Source organism: Sorangium sp. So ce131 (genome assembly GCF_051519095.1).
Taxonomy (GTDB): Bacteria; Myxococcota_A; Polyangia; order Polyangiales; family Polyangiaceae; genus Sorangium.
Window position 1 is genome coordinate 5,618,167 of sequence record NZ_CP150455.1, and the last position, 18,861, is coordinate 5,637,027.

Sequence of the window (18,861 nt, forward strand, 5' to 3'; positions counted from 1 at the left end):
GCCCCAGGGGCGGCTCCCGGCACCTTCCGGAGATCCATCGAGCTCGTGTACCCTCCGGCGGATGGCCGCGGATGTCTTCGGGATCGTCGGCACGACCCAGGGGGCGTTCAAGGTGGAGCGGGTCGTCGCCGAAGGCGGGTTCGGCGTGGTGTACCGGGCGTACCACGAGGCCTTCCGTGCGCCGGTCGCGCTGAAGTGCCTCAAGGTGCCGGCGGCGATGCCCGAGGAGCTGCGCGCGCAGTTCCTTGACAAGTTCCGCGAGGAGGCGGAGCTGCTCTTCCGCCTCTCGGCGGCCATCCCGGCGGTCGTCAGGCCGCTGCACCACGACGTGATCTCGACCGCGTCGGGCGTGTTCGTGCCGTTCATCGCGCTGGAGTGGCTCGACGGCGACACGCTCGCGAGCCACATCGCCGCGCGCGCGGCGGCGCGGCAGCCGCCGCTCGCGCCGGGCGAGGCGATCCGGCTGCTCGCCCCGGTGGCGCGGGCGCTCGAGGCGGCGCACCGCTTCCCCGGCCCGGGCGGCCCCACGTGCGTGGTGCACCGCGATCTCAAGCCGGCGAACATCTTCCTCGCGGAGATCCACGGCGCGGAGGTCGTCAAGATCCTCGACTTCGGCATCGCCCGCGCGCGCGACGCCGCGGCGATCACGGCCGGCCAGACCGCGACCACGTCGGGCGGCCTCTCGATGGCGTTCACGCCCGCGTACGGGGCGCCCGAGCAGTGGGCGCCGAAGCGCTTCGGCAAGACGGGCCCCTGGACCGACGTCTGGGGCCTCGCGGTCACCGTGGTCGAGGCGCTCGCCGGCCGCGAGATCATCGCCGGCGATCACGTCGCGATGATGGGCACGGTGCTCGACGAGAAGCGCCGCCCGACCCCGCGGAGCGAGGGCGTCCTCGTCCCCGACGTGGTGGAGGGCGTCTTCCGCCGCGCGCTCGCGGTCGATCCGCGCGAGCGTTACCGCGACGTCGGGGTGTTCTGGGACGAGCTGGAGCAGGCGCTCGGCCTGCCGCGGAGCGCGCCGCCGATCGCGCTGCCCGGCCGGAGCCACGCGCCCCCCGGGGCGCGCGCTCCCTCGATGGCGCCCCGGGCGACGCGGGCGCTGGACGTGTCGGCCCCCGCGCCGAGGGTGTCGCGCCCACCGCCCGCCGAGATGGCGACGCAGGAGATCGAGCTGCCGGAGCGCCGCGGCCCGCTCCCGCCGTACAGCCGGCCGACCGAGCCGGTGGTGCCGCTCGCGCTCGACTGGTCTCCTCCGGCCCCCGCGCTCGGCGCGAGGCCGCCCTACGCGCCCGTCCGGATGCCGCCCCCGATGGCCGACCGCGCGCCTGCGCCCCCGAGCCCGAGGGACCTCATGGCGATGTTCGCCCTGCCGGTGCGGCTCGCGGGCGCCGGCGTGCTCATCACGATCCTCGACCTGGGGGCCGCGTCGCTGCTCTTCGACGGCGAGCGCCTCGGGATCGGCCCGCTCCGCCTCCTCCATGTGGCGGTGGGCCTCGTCGTCCTGGGGATCGCGATCGCGGTCTTCCGCCTGTTCTCCTGGGACCGCTAGCCGGTCGACCCGTAGCCGCCCGCCCCCCGCGCGGTCGGCGCGAGCGAGGAGACCAGGACCACCTCGGCGATCGCGACCGGGCAGAGGACGAGCTGCGCGATGCGGTCGCCGCGGCGCACGGTGAACGGCGCCGCGCCGTGGTTGATCAGCAGGACCTTGAGCTCGCCGCGGTAGTCCGGATCGATCGTCCCCGGCGCGTTGAGCACCGTGACCCCGTGGTGGAGCGCGAGCCCCGACCGCGGCCGCACCTGCCCCTCGTACCCGTCGGGCAGCGCGACCGCGTACCCCGTGGGCACGAGCTTCCGCTCCCCCGGCCCGATCGTCACCTCGGCGTCGATCGCCGCGCGGAGGTCGAGCCCCACGGCCCCCTCGGACTGGTAAGCGGGCGGCGGGACCTCGACCGGACCTACACGAAGGAAAGAGACCTGGATCGGCACGCGCCGGAGACTACCCCGTCACGGCCGCGGCAGCACCGTCTCGAGCGGCCCGCCCCGGAGCGCCTCGAACGCCGAGTCCGACCAGGCCCGCGCCCGGTCCGTGAAGCCGGCCTCCACCGCGTCCCGGAGCAGTTCCAGCGCCCGCTCCAGGTTCCCGTCCCTGGCGGTCGCGCGCGCGGCGTCGTAGGCATCCTCGCCCTGGCCGATGCGGCGGAAGATCGCCTCGTAGAGCCGCGCCGACCAGTCGAACGCGCCGCGCTCGAACGCGATCTCCGCCATCCTGCGCGCGTCGTCCTCCGAGAGCTGGTCCACGATGTCGAGCGCGACCGCCGCCGCGCGCGCCACCTCGCCCTGATCGACGAGCACCCGGATCAGCGGGCCGGCGACCTCCTTCCGGTCGTCCCCGGCCTCCCGCGCCGCCTCGAGCGCCTTGCGCGCCTGCTTGAGCTCGCCGAGCGCGAGGTGCACCGCGCCGACCAGCGCCGGGTCCGGCTCGCCCTGCTTGCGCGCCTGCGCGACCGCGTCCACCGCCCCCTTCGTGTCGCCGAGGAGCAGCCGCGCCCAGCCGATGAGCTCGTGCGCCTCCCGCAGCGCGCGCTTCGGCGGCGCTGGCGACGACGCGAGCACCTCGCCGGCGATGGCCTGCGCCTCGTCCGCCCGCTCGTCCTCCACCGCCCGCCGCGCCCGCTGGAGCAGCAGCGCCGTCTCCGGCGGCAGCGGCTCCTCGTGCAGCGCGGCGCGCCGGCGGTTCATGGCGGGCGACGACGCCCCCGGCTCGCTGCGGAACCGCTGCAGGCTCTGGAAGGCCGACATCATGAGGATGAGCGTGAAGAAGATGAACCCCATCTGCAGGAAGACGATCGCGAGGATCACGGCCGCCACGCCCGAGATCGCCGCCGTGAGCCGCCCCCGCTTCGGGCCGAGCGCGTGCTCCAGGACGTGCCCGCCGTCGAACGGCAGCACGGGGATCAGGTTGAGCACGCCCCAGATCACGTTGACCCTGATGAGCGTATCCATCCCGTAGATCAGCATGGGCGGGAGCGCGTGGAGCGCCGGGACGTAGGAGAGCAGGAGGTAGAGGATCCCGGCGACGAAGAAGCCGGCGAACGGGCCGGCCAGGCTGATGATCACGTGCTGGAGCCGCCCGAGGGGCATGAGCGACCGCCAGGTCGTGGTCCCGCCCATGAAGTGCAGCGTGATCTCCGGCTCGATCCGGTGCCGCTTGATGGCCAGGGCGTGGCCGAACTCGTGCATCAGCACCGCCAGGAAGACCACGATGATCCACACGAGGAACCGCTGGTACTGCTCCGAGACCAGCCTCCCCAGCCCGAGCAGGGCAGCGGAGAGCCAGAACCCGAGCTGGACGTCGACCGGGACCCCGAACAGACGGAAGCTCATGCGCATGTAATAAGCCCTGAGGGCCCTCTGCTCAATGATTGCCGTGCGGACTCGGCCTGCCCTAGAGTGCGCCGCCGCGCCGCGCGGCATGTGGACGCGCGGACGCGTGGCCGCGTGGACGACGGCGCGCCCGCGGCGTGCGTGGACGGCGACACGCGTGGCGCGCGCGCCGGGCGCGGTCTTTGGAGCGGATCATGGGCAGGGACATTCGGGGTACGAGGTGGGCGCTCGCCGGGATCTCCGCGGCGGGCATCGCGTGCGGCGCCGCACCGCCGCCCGAGCCGGACGCGGCGCGCCTGCCCGCGGTCGAGCCGCCGGCCGCCGCCCGCCCGCTGGAGGCGACCGGGCCCGCCGCGCCGCCGGCCGCCGCGCCGCCCGCCGAGCCGCCGCCTGCCGAGCCGCCGCCGTTCAGCGTGCCGCCGAACACGGCGGTGCTCCACGTCGGCGACTCGTTCGCGCTCGCGGGCTTCGCGCAGGCGCTCCGCCCGCGGCTGGAGGCGCTGCGCGTGCGCTACGCGGTGAAGGCGGAGACCAGCTCGTACACGGTGACGTGGGCCTCCCGGATGGAGCTTTTGGTCGCGAACTACCAGCCGGACCTCGTGATCATCAGCCTCGGCGCGAACGAGGTCGAGAACGTGAACCCGCCGGCCCACGCCGGCGCGGTCCGGCGCATCGTCAAGGCGATCGGCGGCCGCCCGTGCGTGTGGGTCTCCCCGCCGCTCTGGCGGAAGGACACCGGCATCATCGACGTGATCCGGACGAACTCGGCCCCGTGCCGGTTCTTCGACTCCGACGCGCTGGTGCCCGGCCCGCTCCCCCGCAAGAAGGACAAGATCCACCCGAACGAGGTGGGCGGCGCGCGCTGGGCCGACGCCTTCTGGACCTGGCTCACCGCCGAGCACCTGCCGCCGGGCGCGGGGGAGGGCGCTGACACGTCCGCGCCGCCGCGCAGCCCCTGGTCGCTCCGCCCCGCGCCGCCCGAGGAGCACCGCTCCCGGGCGCCGGCGCCGCCGGCGGAGAGCGCGCTCCAGGGCGCGCTTTGATGGAGTGTCGTCAGGCAGGAGGTGCGGCCACCGTGGTGGCGGCGGAGCGGTGCACGAGGGACGGGTCGTGGCCGAGGGCCCCCGCGATCGCCGCGCGGACGTCCCGCATCAGGCGGTTGCGGCCGCCCTGGCCGTAGGGCGCCGGGTCGATCGGCGGCATGATCGTCACCACCACCCGGTGGTGCTGCTGCACCACGACGTCGCGGGCCCGCAGCACGTGGCGGGTCCCGTCGATCGCGACCGGGAGGATGGGCGTGTTGGTCTCGATCGCCATCCGGAAGCCGCCGCTCTTGAACGGGAGGAGCGCGCCCGTCTTGCTCCGGGTGCCCTCCGGGGCGATCCAGACCCGCGTGCCGTTCTGCAGCATGGCGGCGCCGACCTGGAGGCTCGCCGTGGCCTGGACGCGATCGCTCCGGTCGATCCGGATGAACCCGGCCGCCTTCATCGCCTGGCCGAAGACGGGCAGCCGGAACAGCTCCGTCTTCGCCACCATCCGGAGCCGCCCGGGGATAGCGCGGAACACCACGGGGATGTCGAACAGGCTCTGGTGGTTGGACATCACCACGAACGGCCGCGTGCCCGCCGCGTGCTCGCGCCCGCGCACGATCAGGTCGACGTCGGCGTCCTCCAGGACCTTGCGCGCCCACCAGTCGAGCCGCTCGTCGCAGCGCTCCAGGGTCACGCGCCCCCGGACCGCGTCCACGACCGTGGGGAAGCAGATCCGGAGGGTGTCGAAGATTCCCATGCACGTCGTGTGAAGGCTCATCGCTGTGATTCCGCTGAAGGTGAAGGGGGGCTCCAGGCCCCGGCGTACACGCGCAGGTGCTGCCGAGCGCGGCCGCTGAGATGCCCTCGACGGGCGTCGAGCTCATCTGGAACCTGAACGCGCCGAGTATACCACTCAACCCCCTGCTGTGGTGCCGGTTACGGTGACGACCACACGCCGCATGTGGGGAGAGCTACGATGTTCCCAGACATACACGGCTTGCCACGTCCCGAGCGCGAGGCGTCCGCCCGAGATGGGGATGACCTCGCTCGATCGGGTGACGGCGCTCCGGAGGTGGCCCGGCATGTCGTCGGGGCCCTCGTCGTCGTGCTCGTAGTCGCGGCCTTCCGGGGCGAGGCGCGCCATCCAGCGCTCCAGATCGCGGAGGACCGCCGGGTCGGCGTTCTCCTGGATGACGAGGCTCGCCGAGGTGTGCTGGAGGAAGAGGGCGCAGGTCCCGACGTCGACGCCGGCGCCGGCCACGAAGCGCGCGACCTCGCGCGTGATGTCGAAGAACCCGCGGCCGCTCGTGCGGACCTCGAGGGTGCGCTGGACGATGGTGATCACCGCGCCATCTTAGCGTCCCCGGCGCGGGATCCCGGCGCGATGTCGACGATCAGGCCCCAGCTCGTCCACTGCTGGAACCAGGTCCCGAGGCGGGCGGCCAGCGCCGCGGGGGCGGCCTCGTCCGCGCCCGCGGCCGCGCCGGCCGCCACCTCCTCGCACGCGTCGGCGAGCGGCGCGCCCCGGCCGAGCGCCTGGAGCAGCGCGAACGCCGGCGGCTCGAGCGCCTCGCAGCGGATCGTGAGATCGGCGGCGCGGAAGACGGCGAGGTGGACGGGGCGAGGCTCGGGCAGCGCGGGCTTCTTCCCCTGCCGGAGCTCGCTGCGCAGGAGGTGCACCGGGTAGCGGAGCTCCATCAGCGCGAGCAGCGGATGGAGGACGAGGCGGGCGGTGGTCCAGCCCTCGTCCGGCATGCCCGTCACCTTCGCGGGATCGAGCGGCGGGGGCGCGGCCCCGTCGAAGACGTCGACGAGCGCGAGCTCGTAGCGCGCCATGTCGCGCGCGAGGTCGCGGAGGGCAGGGGGGAAGCCGCTGTAAACACTGGCAAAATCGGCGATGTGCGCCCCGAGGTCGCGCAGCGAGAAGCGCGCGGGCGGGTGGGCGGCGAGGTAGGCCCGGGCGAAGGCGTCGAAGCCGTCCTCGCCGAGGACGTGCGCGAGCCCGGGGTGGTCCTCGAGCAGGGCGTCCGTGTGGCGCACCCAGAACTGCCGCCGGTAGATGTCGGCCTGCTCGGCGGGCGCGAGCCGCGCGCTGCCGGCCACGAGCGCGCCGCAGCGCGCGGCGAGCTCGGCGTCGTCCGGGAGGGGCGCGCCGCGCGTGAACATGCGGGTGAGCTCGCCCATCAGGGCGGCGAGCCCGGCCGGCGGCGCGACTTCGGCCAGGGCGGCGACCCCGGCCGGGCGCGGGACGTCGTCGTCATGCGGCGCGCGCACGCGCCACCTCCTCCCGGATCGCCCGCGCCTTCTCCGCCTCGGCGGCGAGGTCCTCGAACGGGGGCAGGTCGTCGTCCCACTCGATCAGCGTGGAGACGTCGCCGGTGTGGCCCAGCGCGCGCCGGTACAGCGCCCAGACCGCGGGGTCCACGCGATCGCTGTGGGTGTCGAGGATGTACTTGCCCTGGTGCGTGTGGCCGGCGAGGTGAAACTGCACGATCCGGCGGTGGGGCACGCCGTCGATGTAGGCGTCCGGATCGAAGCCGTGGTTGTACGAGGAGACGTAGACGTTGTTGACGTCGAGCAGGATGCCGCAGTCCGCCTCCTCGGCGACCGCCGAGAGGAACTCCCACTCGGTCATCCGGCTCGCGGTGAAGGTCAGGTAGCTCGACACGTTCTCCAGGGCGAGCCGGACGCCGAGGAAGTCCTGCACCACCCGCGCCCGCGCCGCGACGTGGCGCACGGCCTCTTCCGTGTAGGGCAGGGGGAGCAGGTCGTGGAGGTTGACCCCGTGGGCGCCGGTCCAGCACAGGTGATCGCTCACCCAGGGGGAGCCCACCCGGGCGAGCAGCGCCTTCAGCCGGCGGAGGTAGTCGAAGTCGAGCGGATCCGTGCTGCCGATCGAGAGGGAGACGCCGTGCTGGACGAGCCGGTAGCTCTGGAGGGCCCGCTCCAGGTTCGCGATCGGCATCCCGCCGTCGACCATGAAGTTCTCGCTGATGATCTCGAACCAGTCGACGCGAGGACGGCGCTCGAAGACGTGGCGGTAATGCGGGATGCGCAGCCCGACGCCGACGCCGAGGTCGGGCAGCCCGAGCCGCATCGAGTCGAGGGCGTCGAGGTTCGCCATGGGTCACCGCCGCTCCTGCGGCTGCCCGGGCCCGGCGCCGGCGCGCCCGGATCGGCGCGCCGCGCCCCGCCGCGGATCAGTGGTGGTCGTGTCCCCCGCCGCAGTCCGCCGGCTTGCAGCCGCCCTTGCCCTTGCACTCGTTCTGGCCGGCGCAGCCGTGGGTGTCCGTCTTACAGCCGCCCTTGCCCTTGCACTCGTTCTTGCCGGCGCAACACGCCTTCTCGCCGGCCTCCGGCGCCGCCGCCGCCGCCGGCTCGGCCGGGGGAGCCCCCGTCTCGGGCTCGGGCGGCGGCGACGAGGCGCAGCCCGCGAGGCCCGCCACCATGCCCGAAACCGCCGTCAACGCCAACGCCTTGCCCATGTCCATCGCCATCTGAACCTCCACCTTGTTCGTTGCCATCGCGCTCGAGCGCGCGCTGGCTGCACCGCTGCGCCGCCGATCTGCTGCGCTGCTCGGGGCTCGTCGTCCTGACCGGTCGCGGTGCTCCCCGCGCTCTACGCTCGCGCGGCCGCTCGGTTTCACCGGTCCGCGCGGGTGCGTTGATTCCTGGTGCAACTCCCCGTAAGTGAGCGCCGTTGACCTCCACGCCTACGCGAAGCTCCCTCGCGCGCGCGGCGCCCGGCGACGTGTCCCCCGGGGCTCGGACGCCCGTCCGCACCGCAGCATTTCACGTACGACGTAGCTCGTTTTGTGCGACGGGGGCAAGACAAAGCGGCCGCTGCGGCGCGCCGCGGCCGCCCTCGCGCGGCCTCGTTCGCCGGCGCGTTGCGGCGCTCCCGGCCGCGCTCCCGCTGGCCGCGGCGCTGTCGCTGGGGGCGGCGGGATGCGGGGCGGCGGCCGGCGCGGAGGGCGCCGGGGCCCCGGGGGGCGAGCGTCCGATCGAGGTGGTCGCCGCCGAGCTCGAGGCGATGAGCGGCGCGATCCTCGAAGGGCGCGAGGCGACGTTCCGCGACATCCTGGCCGACACGGTGGCGAAGGACGCCTACCTGTGCGTGCCGTCGGCGCGCCGGGTGTTCCACGGCGAGGTGCCCGAGGGGGAGCGGCGCATCGCCGGGGCGATGCCGCACTACGGCCTGTTCTTCGGCCCGATGCGTTACCTCGTGCGGCGGCGCGGCGGCGCCTGGGAGGTCGAGGTGCGCGTCGCGGTGGAGCCGCCGTCCGGCGCGGGCCGGCTCGAGCTGCCGGACTGCGGGCTCGCCGCGCAGCTCGGGGGGGCGCTCACGTGCCGCGGGACGCCGTACGCGCGCTCCGGATCGACGGACGCCTGCCCGGGCTCCGGGGAGTTCTCGGCGGCGGCAACGCCGGCGGCGATCCGGGCGTTGCTCGCCCGCTGGTCGGCCGAGGTCGAGGGGTACTGGAACCGCGACGCGCGCGCGTTCGCGCTGCCGGTGCGGTACGACTTCGACTTCGTGCTCGAGAGCGAGGCGCGCGCGCGGGCGCTGCGGGTCGACTTCGCGGTCCCGCTCTCGCCGACCTGCGGGAGGACGCCGTACTTCTATGCGATCCGGGCTGGCTGGTCGCTGCCCGTGCTCGCGCACGAGGTGGGGCACGTGCTCGGGCTGCTCGACGAGTACGAGGCGCTGTCCGGCATCGTCCGCTGCTACCCGAAGACGCCGTTCCCGGGCGCGGAGATCAGCCGGATGGGGCTGTCGATGCGGGAGGAGACGCGGCTCTTGCCGATCCACCACTACCTCGTGCTCCGCCGCTTCTTCTGCCGCGAGCCGTCGTCCACGGATCCCTATGCCGGCGCGATCCGCTGACCGCCGCGCATCGCCTCGGGACGACCGCCGGTGTGCGGCGCTCGCGGGCATGGCGCTCGCGGCCGCGGCGCTCGCGGGCTGCCGCTCGGAGCGGGAGGGCGGCGCGGTCGACGCGGGCGCCAGCGCGGCCGACACGGGCGCGGGGGCGAGCGACGCCGGCGCGGCGGAGGCGGCGCCGCCGATGATCGGGGCGCCGCGCGCGCCGCGGGCGCCATGGCCGCCGGCCGAGGCGATCGGGCCTGCGCCGCCCGTGGAGCCGCGTTGCCCGCCGGAGATGGTGCGGGTCGCCCGTCGCTTCTGCGTGGATCGTTATGAGGCGGTGCTGCTCGACAAGGACACCGGCCTCGAGATCTCGGCCTTCTATCCGCCGTCGCGGCGGGAGGCCTCCTCGGTCGAGCGCGCCTGGTCGAGGCTGCGGCTCCAGATGGGCGACGCCGAGGCGCGGCGCATGGAGCTGCCGCTCTTGCCCGGCTGGCAGAAGGAGCGCGACTTCGCGCCGCGCGCGGTGTCGCGGAGGGGCGTGCTCCCGCAGGGCTACACGAGCGGCGCGCAGGCGGAGCTCGCGTGCAGGAACGCCGGCAAGCGGCTCTGCGCGCTCGAGGAGTGGCGGACGGCGTGCCGCGGCGAGCGCGACGAGCAGTTCCCGTACGGCCCGACCTACGAGGACGGGCGGTGCAACGTGCACCGCGAGGCCCACCCGGCCGGCGTGCTCCACCGCGACGTGAGCCTCGGGCACAGCGATCCGCGGCTCAACCTGGTGCGCGTCGCCGGCGCGCCGCTCCTCCGGCGGACGGGCGAGACCGCGACGTGCGCGAGCGTGTGGGAGGATGACGCCGTGAGCGACATGGTGGGCAACCTCGACGAGTGGGTCGACGATCCGGAGGGGACCTTCGCCGGCGGGTTCTATGCGCGCGCGACGAAGCAGGGCTGCATGGCGAGCATCGCCTCGCACGACTTCACCTACTTCGACTACTCGACCGGCGTCCGTTGCTGCGCAGATCTGCGTACCCCGTGAGAGCGACGTGCCGTGAGAGCGACGCGCCGTGAGAGCGACGCGCCGTGGGAGCGACGCGCGCGGGGACGGGCGTTCGGATACCATCGACGGCTTGTTACGAGGGGGCCGCGACCACGCGGCCTTGCGAGGAGGAGGGACGACCATGATCCAGGCGCGGTATTCTGTCTATGACTCGGCGGTGCTCGACGCTCCCATCGAGGAAGTGTGGAGAGAGCTCCGCGATATCGTGAAGCTCCTGCCGGTCGTGTTCGGCGACAGCGTCAAGGACTACCGCTATGTGGACGGCGGTTCGGCGGAGAAGGTCCCGTCGCGGTTCGAGTTCACTCTCCTCCCCTCCGGGGAGAGGGGGCTCGAGGAGGTGGTCGCACGGTCCGAGACCGAGCACTCGCTCACGTACCAGATGCTCGGGCAGATCATCGGCGTCGAGGGGTACATCGCGACCTACCGGCTCCGGCGCATCACGACCGAGCCGGGCAAGACGTTCCTGGAATGGCCGCGGGAGTTCGGGGTCGCGGCGGGCGCCGATCCGGCAGAGGTCGTCCCGGCGATCGCGGCCCTCACGGCGAAGGAGGTCGTGACGATCAAGGAGCACTTCGAGAAGCGGCGCCGGTCGCTGTGAGGGGCGGCGCGGCCGGTCGAGCGCTGGGCTCCGGTGGAGCACGCGCAGCGCCGCAAGGCGCGATCGCGGCCCAGCCGAGCGACGGATCGCGTGGCCCTCGGCGCGCTCACTCCGCCGTGCGGCCGACGGCGAGGAAGCTCTCCGCGCCCTTCGGGCGCCGCCGGTCGATCCAGAGCAGCGCCGCCGGCAGAACCAGCACCGCGGCGAGCAGGCAGGCGAGCTCGCCGATCACGGCGGCGACGCCGAGGCTGCGCACGGCGTGGTTCTGCGAGCCGACCAGGGCGAGGTAGCCGAGCGTCGTCGTGAGGCTGCAGAGGATCACCGCGCCGCCCGTCTCGCGCACCGCGGTCAGCGCGCCGCCGGCGCCCTCGCGCGTGTACCGCTGGACGATGTTCACCGCGTAGTCGACGCCGATGCCGAACGTCAGCGGCAGGGCGATGAAGTTCAGGAAGTTGAGCTTCACGCCCATCGCGACGAGCAGGCCCGCCATCCAGGCGACGCCGACGAGCAGCGCGCCGAGCACGGCGAACGCCGGGCGGCCGCCGCGGAAGGCGGCGAGCACGACGAGGACCGTCGCGGCGAGCGAGAACAGCACCGCCGGCGGCACGTCGTCGATCACCGCGGCCCACATGTCCGCGTAGATGACCGCGCGCCCCGAGCCGCGGACGACGCTGCCGTCCGGGAGCCGCGTCTCGCGGTACGAGTCGGCCCAGCGGAAGAGGTACTGCGCGTCGTGCACGCTCTCGGGCGTGGTCGGGCTGATGTAGACGATGCGCCCGCGCGTCCCGTCCGTCTCGGTGAACGCGCGCGCCACCCCGGCCGGCAGATCGCCCATGCCGAACGGCGCGAGATCGTCGGGCGGGATCACGGCCTGGATCCGCGCCCAGTCGCCGTCGTCGATCAGGCCGCGCTTCTTCGCCCGCAGCACGCGATCCTTGATCTCGAGCAGCACCGGGACCTTCGCGGCCTGGTCCCTCGGGACGAGATCCTGGAGCGCGTGGACCTCCTTGAACGGCTTCGCGCCCTCGGGCGCCGCGTCGCGCCGCGCGTAGAGCGCCGCGCGGAGCGGCTCGACCTGCTCGGGGCGATCCACGAGGATCGCCATGCCGTCGGCGCCCACGTAGCCCGTGATCTCCTCGGCCAGCGAGCTCAGGTGGATCTGCGCGGCGCGCGCCTGCTCGTCGTTGCGGACGTTCCTGAGGTCGTACTCCATCGGATCGGCGCGCACGTAGGCGACCGTGGCGACGACCCCGACCGCCGCGAGGGCGAGGCCCGCGATCGTGATCCCAGCCGGGCTCTTCGGCGCGAGCCGCGCGAACGGCCCGCCGAACGCGAGGCCGCCCTGCGTGCGCCGCCGGAGCCTGCCGAGCAGGCCGGGCGAATCCTGCTCGAGCGGGATGAGCCGCTCCATCACCGCGAGCACGCTCGGCAGCGCGACGAACGTCGCGACCCAGCAGAGCACCATGCCGGCGCCGCCGATCAGGCCGAAGTCGCGGAACCCGCGGAACTCGGTGACGAGCAGCGAGGCGTACGCCGCCGAGGCGGCGCAGCCGGCCGTGAGCGTGGGCAGCCACGTCTCGCGGTGCGCGACGCGCACGCCCTCGAGCAGGCTCGCGCCGCCGCGCCGCGCCTCGAGGTAACGCGCCATGTAGATGATGCCGAAGTTGATCCCGTTGCCCGCGACGATCGAGAACAAGAACCCCGTCGCCATGTTGAGGTGGCCGATCGCGAGCTCCGTGAAGCCGAACGTCCAGGCGACGCCGACGCCGATCGCGATCAGCATGGCGACGAGCGTGCGCACGCGCAGGTAGTAGAGGAACACGACCGCGGCGATGAGGACCGCGCCCGTGACGCCGACGTCGGTCAGGTCGTCGTTGATCGCCGCGTACTCGGCGATGCCGGTCTGCAGGTCGCCGGCGAAGTCGTAGGTGATCCCGGGATCGAACGAGGCCGGGCGCGCGCGCTCGACGGCCTCGCGCACGCGCCGGATCGCCTCGGTGCCGGCGGAGAAATCGCTCGCCATGATCTTCGACCGCACGGCGACGACGACGGTCTTGCCGTCCTTCGACTGGTAGTAGCCGTCGGGGTAGCGCCCCGCGTCGATCCCGTTCAGCCCGAGGCCCTCCTGGATCGAGCGGGCGTTCACCTCGGGCGGGGGCTCGCCGTCGTCGAGCAGCGTGCCCGTCGCCTTGCTCACCTCGTACGCGTACCGCGCCTCGATGTCGTCGCGGAGCTTCGTGAGCCTGTCGAGGTCGGCGTAGAGCCCGGCGCGCGGCGCGAGGTAGCGGTAGGCCTCGTGCACGCCGCTCTCGACGCTGCCGACCCACGGCGGCCCGATCCGCTCGATCTCGGGCACGAGCGCGTCGGCGGCCTTCCGGAGCGCGAAGGCCTCGGTGCGCTCGCCGCCCTGGAGCACGACGAAGAGCGTGGACACGCCGGCCGTCCTGGCCGCGACGCGGTCGAGCTCCTGCACGCTCGGCCGCGACTCCGGCAGGAGCGACTCGAACCCCGTGAGCACGCTGAGCCGCGTCGCGAAGAAGAGGGCGACGGCCGTGAGGAGCCCGGCCACGAGCAGCGGCAGCGCGGGCCGGTTCACCTGGAGCTCGGCCAGGCGCGCGGCGAACCCGCGGCCCTTCGAGGACGGCGGCGCGGCGGGAGGGGAGGGCGCTCGGGAGATGGAGGTCGATGGGCGAGGCGTCGGGGGCGGTGGCATCTGCGAAGAGGTCATGAGCGACGTGGGGGTTCCGTGGCGGAGAGGGGAGAGGCCGCGAGGCAGGCCGGCTCTAGGGGAGCGATCCGCGAAAGGACAGCGCGGCGCCGGTGATAGTCTGGGCGCATGTCGCTGTCGCTCTCGAAGGCTGTCCTCTGGGATCTGGATGGGACGCTGGTCGACTCCAGCGAGCTGCACTTCGTCGCGTGGCGCGAGGCGCTCGCGGCCGAGGGGCGCTCCTATGGCCGCGCCGACCATGACGCGGTCTTCGGGATGCGCAACGACGATCTGTTGCGCCGCCTCCTCGATCCCGAGATCTCCGGGGCCGAGGTCGCCCGCATCGCGGGCGCAAAGGAGCGGCATTACCGGCAGCTCGTCGCGGCGGCCGGCATCGAGCCGCTGCCCGGCGTGCGCGCGTGGCTGAGCGCGCTCGCGGCGGCCGGCTTCCGGATGGCGATTGCGTCGTCTGCGCCGCGCGAGAACCTCGACGTGATCCTCGCGGCGACGCAGCTCGCGGGCGTGTTCGACGCGGTGATTAGCAGCGAGGAGGTCTCGCACGGCAAGCCGCACCCCGCGGTCTTCCTCCGGGCGGCCGAGCGTGTGGGCGTCCCGCCGGACCGGTGCGTCGTCGTCGAGGACGCGCCCGCGGGCGTGCTCGCGGGCAAGCGCGGCGGCATGAAGGTGATCGGCGTAGGCCCCCGCCACGGGGAGCTCGGGGCCGACGTCTCCGTCGAGCGGCTCGACCAGCTCCCGGGGGACACGTTCGAGCGCCTGCTGGCAGAGGCCTGACCCCTCTCGGCGGGGACCTTCGCGGTCGTCTCGGCGATGCCGCCCGCGCCGCGAGATTCCTCCGGCGAGGCTCGCCGTCCAACGAACGGTACGCACCAGCTTCGATGACTCACGTCGCTGGCGTGGTGCGCAGCGGCCGGGTTCGCGTCGGGGATCACATCAGCCGACGACGGCGATCCTCGAAATCGCCGTCTGTGCGGAGCGTGAGTGCAACGTGGTGAGCGCCGGCGGGTGGGGCCGCGCGGCGGGGGCGGGCGGGCGCGCCGAGCACCGACCAAGGTGCCATAAGGCCCCAGGGGGCTTGAGGCTGCAGGCGCGCCTTGTGTGGCGTGCAACGAAACGTCCCAGCTGGCGAGGCCCGAAGGGAGACATGCCGGGTGGTGTTCTCACCGCAAGCTCCCTCGTCCCAGTCTTGCCGATTGGCCAGCGCCCGCCCGCCCCCGCCGCGCGGCCCCACCCGCCGGCGCGGCGCCCCCTTGGATCTCCGCTCGCTCGGCTCAGCGCCCGCACAGCTCGCGATCGGGCGCCGGCGGAGCAGGATACGCGTCCGTCGCGGCCTTCGCGAACTGACACTGGAGGTCCTCCGGAAGGCACCCGCCCTGGGGGATACACGCGCCGCTCTCGTCGTCCCCCAGGCAGAGACACTCGCGATCCTCCGGATCGCAGATCTCCACGAGCTCCATCATCCCTTCGTCCTCGTGGTTCAGCTTGTGGCAATGCAGCACGAACTGCCCCGTGAACTTCCGGGGGTTCATGAGCACGTCGCGCGGCCCGTCCTCGACCTGGACCCACATCGTGTCCCGCCAGTGGGCGAAGTTGGGCTCCTTGTTCGACTTGTTGGGACACACCAGGAAGGGATTGATGTGGATGTGGAACGGATGGCCGTCGAACGCCCGGATCTCCCAGCGCTCCGCGCTGCCGACGGTCATGACGCGGTCGCTCCGGTAGCCCCAGGCCCGGCGGTCGTCGAACTTGCGGCAGCTGATGTTCGGATCCGGGCAGAGGCACGCCGGCGCGTCGGGATCGATCCCGTGCGGGTGGGCCGCTGGATCACACGACATGAGCGCGACATCGCTGCTGAGATCCGGCGGCTGCTGGCCCGGCGTCGGCACCAGCAACACCACCTTCTGATGCACGGTCTCGACCGAATCGCAGCTCACCTCGGTCGTCTTCCCGTCGACCATCCCCGTCCACGAGGTGGGCGGGGCGAGCGCGGCCACGGCCGCCTCCTCGGGCAGGTTGACCTCGGTCGGCTCGCCCGCGCCCCCGTCCACGTCGACGATCGCGATGACGCTCCCAAGGAGGTCGTTCGGACGGCGGCCGACCAGGCAGAGCGTCTGCTCCTCCTCCGGCATCTTCACCATCACGTCGGCGCGGTAGCCCGGCGACACCCACACCGTGTCGCTCCGGTAGAACTGCGGCAGCGTCAGGCCGTCGCGCGCGATCTGGATCGTCTCGATCGGGGTCTTGTCGAAATCGGAGCACGCGGGGTCCTTCGCGACGTGGAGCTTCATCCCCATCTCGTCGGGGCTGCCCGCGTACACCATGCGCCAGCGCTCCACCTGCCCGGGCGGCGTTGCGATCCTGGGCCTCAGCTTGCCGTTGATCAACGTGGCCCGGAGCGTCTCGACCGCGAGGAAATCGGTCACGGAGAGGTTGTCTTCGGTGCAGTCCTCTCCCTCCCTCAAGGGGACCGTGTTCTCGTGATCGATCGGCACCTGGGTCATGACCATGACCCGCTCCCGGGCACGGGCGATCCCGGGGAGCTCGTCGAGCGCCCCCTCGATGAGCAGCGCCCCCGCGGCGCCGTCCATCACCTGGATGGCCGTCGAGCCGTGGATGTGCGGATGGTACCAGTCGGTCCCCTCGTGGTGGATCCCGTCCTCGTCTAGATCCCACCGGTATCGGGCGCTCGCCCCCGGCGGCACCTGGTGCAGCACGTGGTCCCCGAAGTACCGCTGACCGGGGGCGCAGCCGTCGCCCTCGCACGGATCCGCGGGGTCGTCCGTCGCGAAATTGGGCTGCACGTGCAGGCCGTGCCCGTGCAGGTTCGTCAGGTTGAAGTCGTGACACGACCTCGACCCGTGGCCCATCATGCTCGCGATCTCGCGAAAGTCGCTCTTCGTGAAGTCGTTGTGCAGGGTGACGTGGACGCCGCGGCCCTCGCCCTTCGGCACGCGGATCGTGGGGCCGACCGCGGCCCCGTTGTACCCGCGGAGGCAGAAACGCCGCCCGTCGATCTCGACCGCGCTCGGGCCGAAATGGAGCTCGTACACGCCGCCGTCGCCCGGCTGCAGCTCGGGCGGGTCTTCGTACATCGGTGTCGTCTCTGGTGTCGTGTCGGCCTCGTCCTCACCGCCGCACGCGGTCGGCAGGGCCAGCGCCGCGATGAGCAGGGCGAACGCCGCGGGTGAGCCTGGCCGCTCGGGCGCGTGAGAGCTGTTTTGTACCATCAGGTCTTCTCCTCCTCGGATCACCCTATCGAGCCGCGCCGCGCGCCGATGGCCGAAGGTGGCCACCCCTGGATAGAATGCGGACACCGATGGATCTCGAACAGCTGCGCGCCTTCATCGCGGTCGTGGAGGCGGGGTCGTACCTCGGCGCCGCGCGCGCCCTCAACACCTCGCGCACGACGCTCCGGCGGCACGTCGCGTCCCTGGAGGCCCACGCCGGCGTCCTGCTGCTCGAGAACGTGCGGCAGGGCGTGCTGCCGACCGAGGCGGGGCAGGTGCTCGCCAAGAAAGGGCGCGGGATGATGCAGGAAGCCGCCGCGCTCCTGGCCTCCATCCGGGAGGTGGGCAACGCGCCCTCGGGCACCTTGCGGATCATCCTGCCGGTGGGGCTGCCGCCGCACGTGCTCACGCCGCTCTTCGCGGCCGTGCGCGGCGCGTACCCGAAGCTCCACTTCCACTGCCGCTTCAGCAACGACCCGCTCGGCGAGACCTTGACGGACTTCGACATCGCCGTGCACTTCGGCGAGGACGCGCCGGAGGGACACTGGATATCGCACGTCGTCCTGCGCGTCCGCGAGTGGCTGATCGCCGGCCGCACCTACCTGGAGCGCCGCGGCACGCCCCGGACCATCGAGGACCTGAAGCAGCACGAGCTGTTCGCGTGGCAGGCCCCCGGCGAGGACGGGTGCGTGTGGCGGACTCGCAAGGGCGCGCCGTTCACCGTCCAGCCGGCCCTCGTCGCGACGGACATCCACTTCATCCGCCATTGCTGCATCGCCGGGCTGGGCATCGGCCTGGTCCCCGACGCGCTCCTGACCGATCCCGGCCTGGGCCCGGACGCGCTCGTCCCGGTCCTCCCCGACATGGTCGGCCAGGAGAGGCCGGTGCGGATCAGCGTGCCGGCGGTGCTCTCGGAGATCCCCAAGGTGAAGTGGGTCCTCGAGCACCTGCGCGCCTCGATGGGGCACCTGCACCAGGGCGCCGAGGGCGGCAGGCGTCGCCCCGACGCTGCGGTCAGCCCGGGAGCCACGGCGCGAGCGGCGGGGCCGGGCGGGGGCGGATAGGACGGCTGCGGGAAGTCGCCTCGGATCAGCAGAACAACCGCCAACGCGCCAAGAATGAAGGCGCCGAGAGCTCTCTTTTTCTTGGCGTCCTTGGCGCCTTGGCGGCTATCTCTCGCCTAGAGCAACGGAATCGGTGTTCTAGCTGCCCTGCGGAGCGGAACCAGCGTCGGCCCCTCCGGTCCGGGGGGGCTTGGGCGCGCCGCCTGCGCCCGCGTCGCGCGCCGCGCCCCCGCCGCGGGGCGGCCCCGCGTCCGTCGGGGCGGCCGCTGCACCGGCAGCGCCGGCGTCCGCAGCGCCGGCGTCCGCCGCAGCGGCCGTGTCGGCGGCGCCCGCGTCGTCAGCACCCGCGTCGGCGGCGGCTGCCTGCTCGGCGCCGGCGGCGCCCAGCGGGGGCGGCTGGGCGGGCGGGACCTCGCTCTCCCAGCACTCCGGCTTCGGCGGCGCGGCGAACTGGAGGGTGCGGGACGCGGCGTCGTCCCGCCTCGTGACGAGCTTGTCGGTCTTGTACACGGGCGCATTGCCGCACGCGTACTCGGCCGTGTCCTTCGTGTCGCGGCCCAGCGACAGCGCCCGGGGGGCGCGCTGGTTCTCGCACTGCGCCCACTCGATCTCGTACTCGGCGTTGTCGTTGGGGATCAGGATGCGGGTGCCCGGATCGTCCTTCGACCGGCGCCCGTCGAGCGTCGCCCGGGAGATCGGCTTCTTGCCGTCGAGCACCGTCAGCGTGACCGGGAAGCGAAGGCTGCCGCGCATGACCGCGCGGGTCGCGCCGACCTCGAAGTCGGGGCAGATCGGCTCGCCTTCGACCGGCGACGGGGTGAGCGGGCCGCCGCACGCGGCGACGCATAGGACCAGGAGGGTGAGGGCTCGAGCCGGAGGGCGGAGGTTCACGGCGGGGATTAGTCGTTACC

Annotated in this window: 17 protein-coding genes; 7 read left to right on the plus strand and 10 right to left on the minus strand. The window is 73.3% G+C overall.

Features of this window, described 5'->3' with window-relative positions; genetic code table 11:
• The first annotated feature begins 61 nt into the window (after nucleotides 1-61).
• On the plus strand, nucleotides 62-1,549 hold the full coding sequence (locus tag WMF43_RS20310) for a serine/threonine protein kinase (protein ID WP_437682468.1): 1,488 nt from the start codon (nucleotides 62-64) through the stop codon (nucleotides 1,547-1,549).
• On the opposite strand, the gene dut is transcribed toward WMF43_RS20310, so the two are convergent.
• Entirely contained in the window at nucleotides 1,546-1,986 is a 441-nt protein-coding gene (dut, locus tag WMF43_RS20315; protein ID WP_437682470.1) for a dUTP diphosphatase, read from the minus strand. The two genes, WMF43_RS20310 and dut, sit on opposite strands and share 4 nt — an antisense overlap.
• Nucleotides 1,987-2,004: 18 nt before the next feature.
• The gene (locus WMF43_RS20320; protein WP_437682472.1) at nucleotides 2,005-3,384 is read right to left on the minus strand and encodes a M50 family metallopeptidase; all 1,380 of its coding nucleotides are present in this window, start codon (nucleotides 3,382-3,384) and stop codon (nucleotides 2,005-2,007) included.
• A gap of 194 nt (nucleotides 3,385-3,578) precedes the next feature.
• Between WMF43_RS20320 and WMF43_RS20325 the strand changes: the two genes are divergently transcribed.
• Nucleotides 3,579-4,427 carry an SGNH/GDSL hydrolase family protein gene (locus WMF43_RS20325; protein ID WP_437682474.1) on the plus strand — a complete coding sequence of 283 codons (849 nt, stop codon included), beginning with the start codon at nucleotides 3,579-3,581 and terminating at the stop codon, nucleotides 4,425-4,427.
• 10 nt (nucleotides 4,428-4,437) lie between these two features.
• Here the strand turns inward: WMF43_RS20325 and WMF43_RS20330 are convergent, their stop codons facing one another.
• The 5 genes from WMF43_RS20330 to WMF43_RS20350 all read right to left on the minus strand — a co-directional run bounded on the left by WMF43_RS20330 (nucleotide 4,438) and on the right by WMF43_RS20350 (nucleotide 7,939).
• Nucleotides 4,438-5,193 carry a lysophospholipid acyltransferase family protein gene (locus WMF43_RS20330; RefSeq protein ID WP_437682476.1) on the minus strand — a complete coding sequence of 252 codons (756 nt, stop codon included), beginning with the start codon at nucleotides 5,191-5,193 and terminating at the stop codon, nucleotides 4,438-4,440.
• A gap of 135 nt (nucleotides 5,194-5,328) precedes the next feature.
• Nucleotides 5,329-5,760 (minus strand): secondary thiamine-phosphate synthase enzyme YjbQ, encoded by a 432-nt coding sequence (locus WMF43_RS20335; protein WP_437682478.1) that lies wholly within the window; start codon nucleotides 5,758-5,760, stop codon nucleotides 5,329-5,331.
• Nucleotides 5,757-6,689, minus strand: coding sequence for an HvfC/BufC family peptide modification chaperone (locus WMF43_RS20340; RefSeq protein ID WP_437682480.1), 933 nt, complete (start codon nucleotides 6,687-6,689; stop codon nucleotides 5,757-5,759). The genes WMF43_RS20335 and WMF43_RS20340 overlap by 4 nt, the downstream gene beginning before the upstream one ends.
• Nucleotides 6,673-7,539, minus strand: coding sequence for an MNIO family bufferin maturase (gene bufB, locus WMF43_RS20345; protein ID WP_437682482.1), 867 nt, complete (start codon nucleotides 7,537-7,539; stop codon nucleotides 6,673-6,675). The genes WMF43_RS20340 and bufB overlap by 17 nt, the downstream gene beginning before the upstream one ends.
• A 76-nt stretch (nucleotides 7,540-7,615) precedes the next feature.
• Nucleotides 7,616-7,939 carry a hypothetical protein gene (locus WMF43_RS20350; protein ID WP_437682484.1) on the minus strand — a complete coding sequence of 108 codons (324 nt, stop codon included), beginning with the start codon at nucleotides 7,937-7,939 and terminating at the stop codon, nucleotides 7,616-7,618.
• Between the two features lie 485 nt (nucleotides 7,940-8,424).
• Between WMF43_RS20350 and WMF43_RS20355 the strand changes: the two genes are divergently transcribed.
• From WMF43_RS20355 to WMF43_RS20365, 3 genes are all read left to right on the plus strand, one after another.
• Entirely contained in the window at nucleotides 8,425-9,300 is an 876-nt protein-coding gene (locus tag WMF43_RS20355; RefSeq protein WP_437682486.1) for a hypothetical protein, read from the plus strand.
• 49 nt (nucleotides 9,301-9,349) lie between these two features.
• Nucleotides 9,350-10,315 (plus strand): hypothetical protein, encoded by a 966-nt coding sequence (locus WMF43_RS20360; protein ID WP_437682488.1) that lies wholly within the window; start codon nucleotides 9,350-9,352, stop codon nucleotides 10,313-10,315.
• A 142-nt stretch (nucleotides 10,316-10,457) separates the two neighbouring features.
• Complete coding sequence (locus tag WMF43_RS20365) at nucleotides 10,458-10,934, plus strand: SRPBCC family protein (protein ID WP_437682489.1); 477 nt, start codon at nucleotides 10,458-10,460, stop codon at nucleotides 10,932-10,934.
• Nucleotides 10,935-11,040: 106 nt separating this feature from the next.
• On the opposite strand, the gene WMF43_RS20370 is transcribed toward WMF43_RS20365, so the two are convergent.
• Nucleotides 11,041-13,662 (minus strand): efflux RND transporter permease subunit, encoded by a 2,622-nt coding sequence (locus WMF43_RS20370; RefSeq protein ID WP_437682490.1) that lies wholly within the window; start codon nucleotides 13,660-13,662, stop codon nucleotides 11,041-11,043.
• A gap of 108 nt (nucleotides 13,663-13,770) precedes the next feature.
• Between WMF43_RS20370 and WMF43_RS20375 the strand changes: the two genes are divergently transcribed.
• Entirely contained in the window at nucleotides 13,771-14,433 is a 663-nt protein-coding gene (locus tag WMF43_RS20375; protein ID WP_437682492.1) for an HAD family hydrolase, read from the plus strand.
• 497 nt (nucleotides 14,434-14,930) lie between these two features.
• Here WMF43_RS20375 and WMF43_RS20380 read toward each other — a convergent pair whose 3' ends face one another.
• Entirely contained in the window at nucleotides 14,931-16,886 is a 1,956-nt protein-coding gene (locus WMF43_RS20380) for a multicopper oxidase family protein (RefSeq protein ID WP_437682494.1), read from the minus strand.
• A gap of 89 nt (nucleotides 16,887-16,975) precedes the next feature.
• Here WMF43_RS20380 and WMF43_RS20385 point away from each other — a divergent pair, with 89 nt between their 5' ends.
• Complete coding sequence (locus tag WMF43_RS20385; protein WP_437682496.1) at nucleotides 16,976-17,950, plus strand: LysR family transcriptional regulator; 975 nt, start codon at nucleotides 16,976-16,978, stop codon at nucleotides 17,948-17,950.
• A gap of 138 nt (nucleotides 17,951-18,088) precedes the next feature.
• Here WMF43_RS20385 and WMF43_RS20390 read toward each other — a convergent pair whose 3' ends face one another.
• Nucleotides 18,089-18,841: a hypothetical protein gene (locus WMF43_RS20390; protein WP_437682497.1), complete on the minus strand. Its 753-nt coding sequence runs from the start codon at nucleotides 18,839-18,841 to the stop codon at nucleotides 18,089-18,091.
• Nucleotides 18,842-18,861 lie beyond the last annotated feature (20 nt).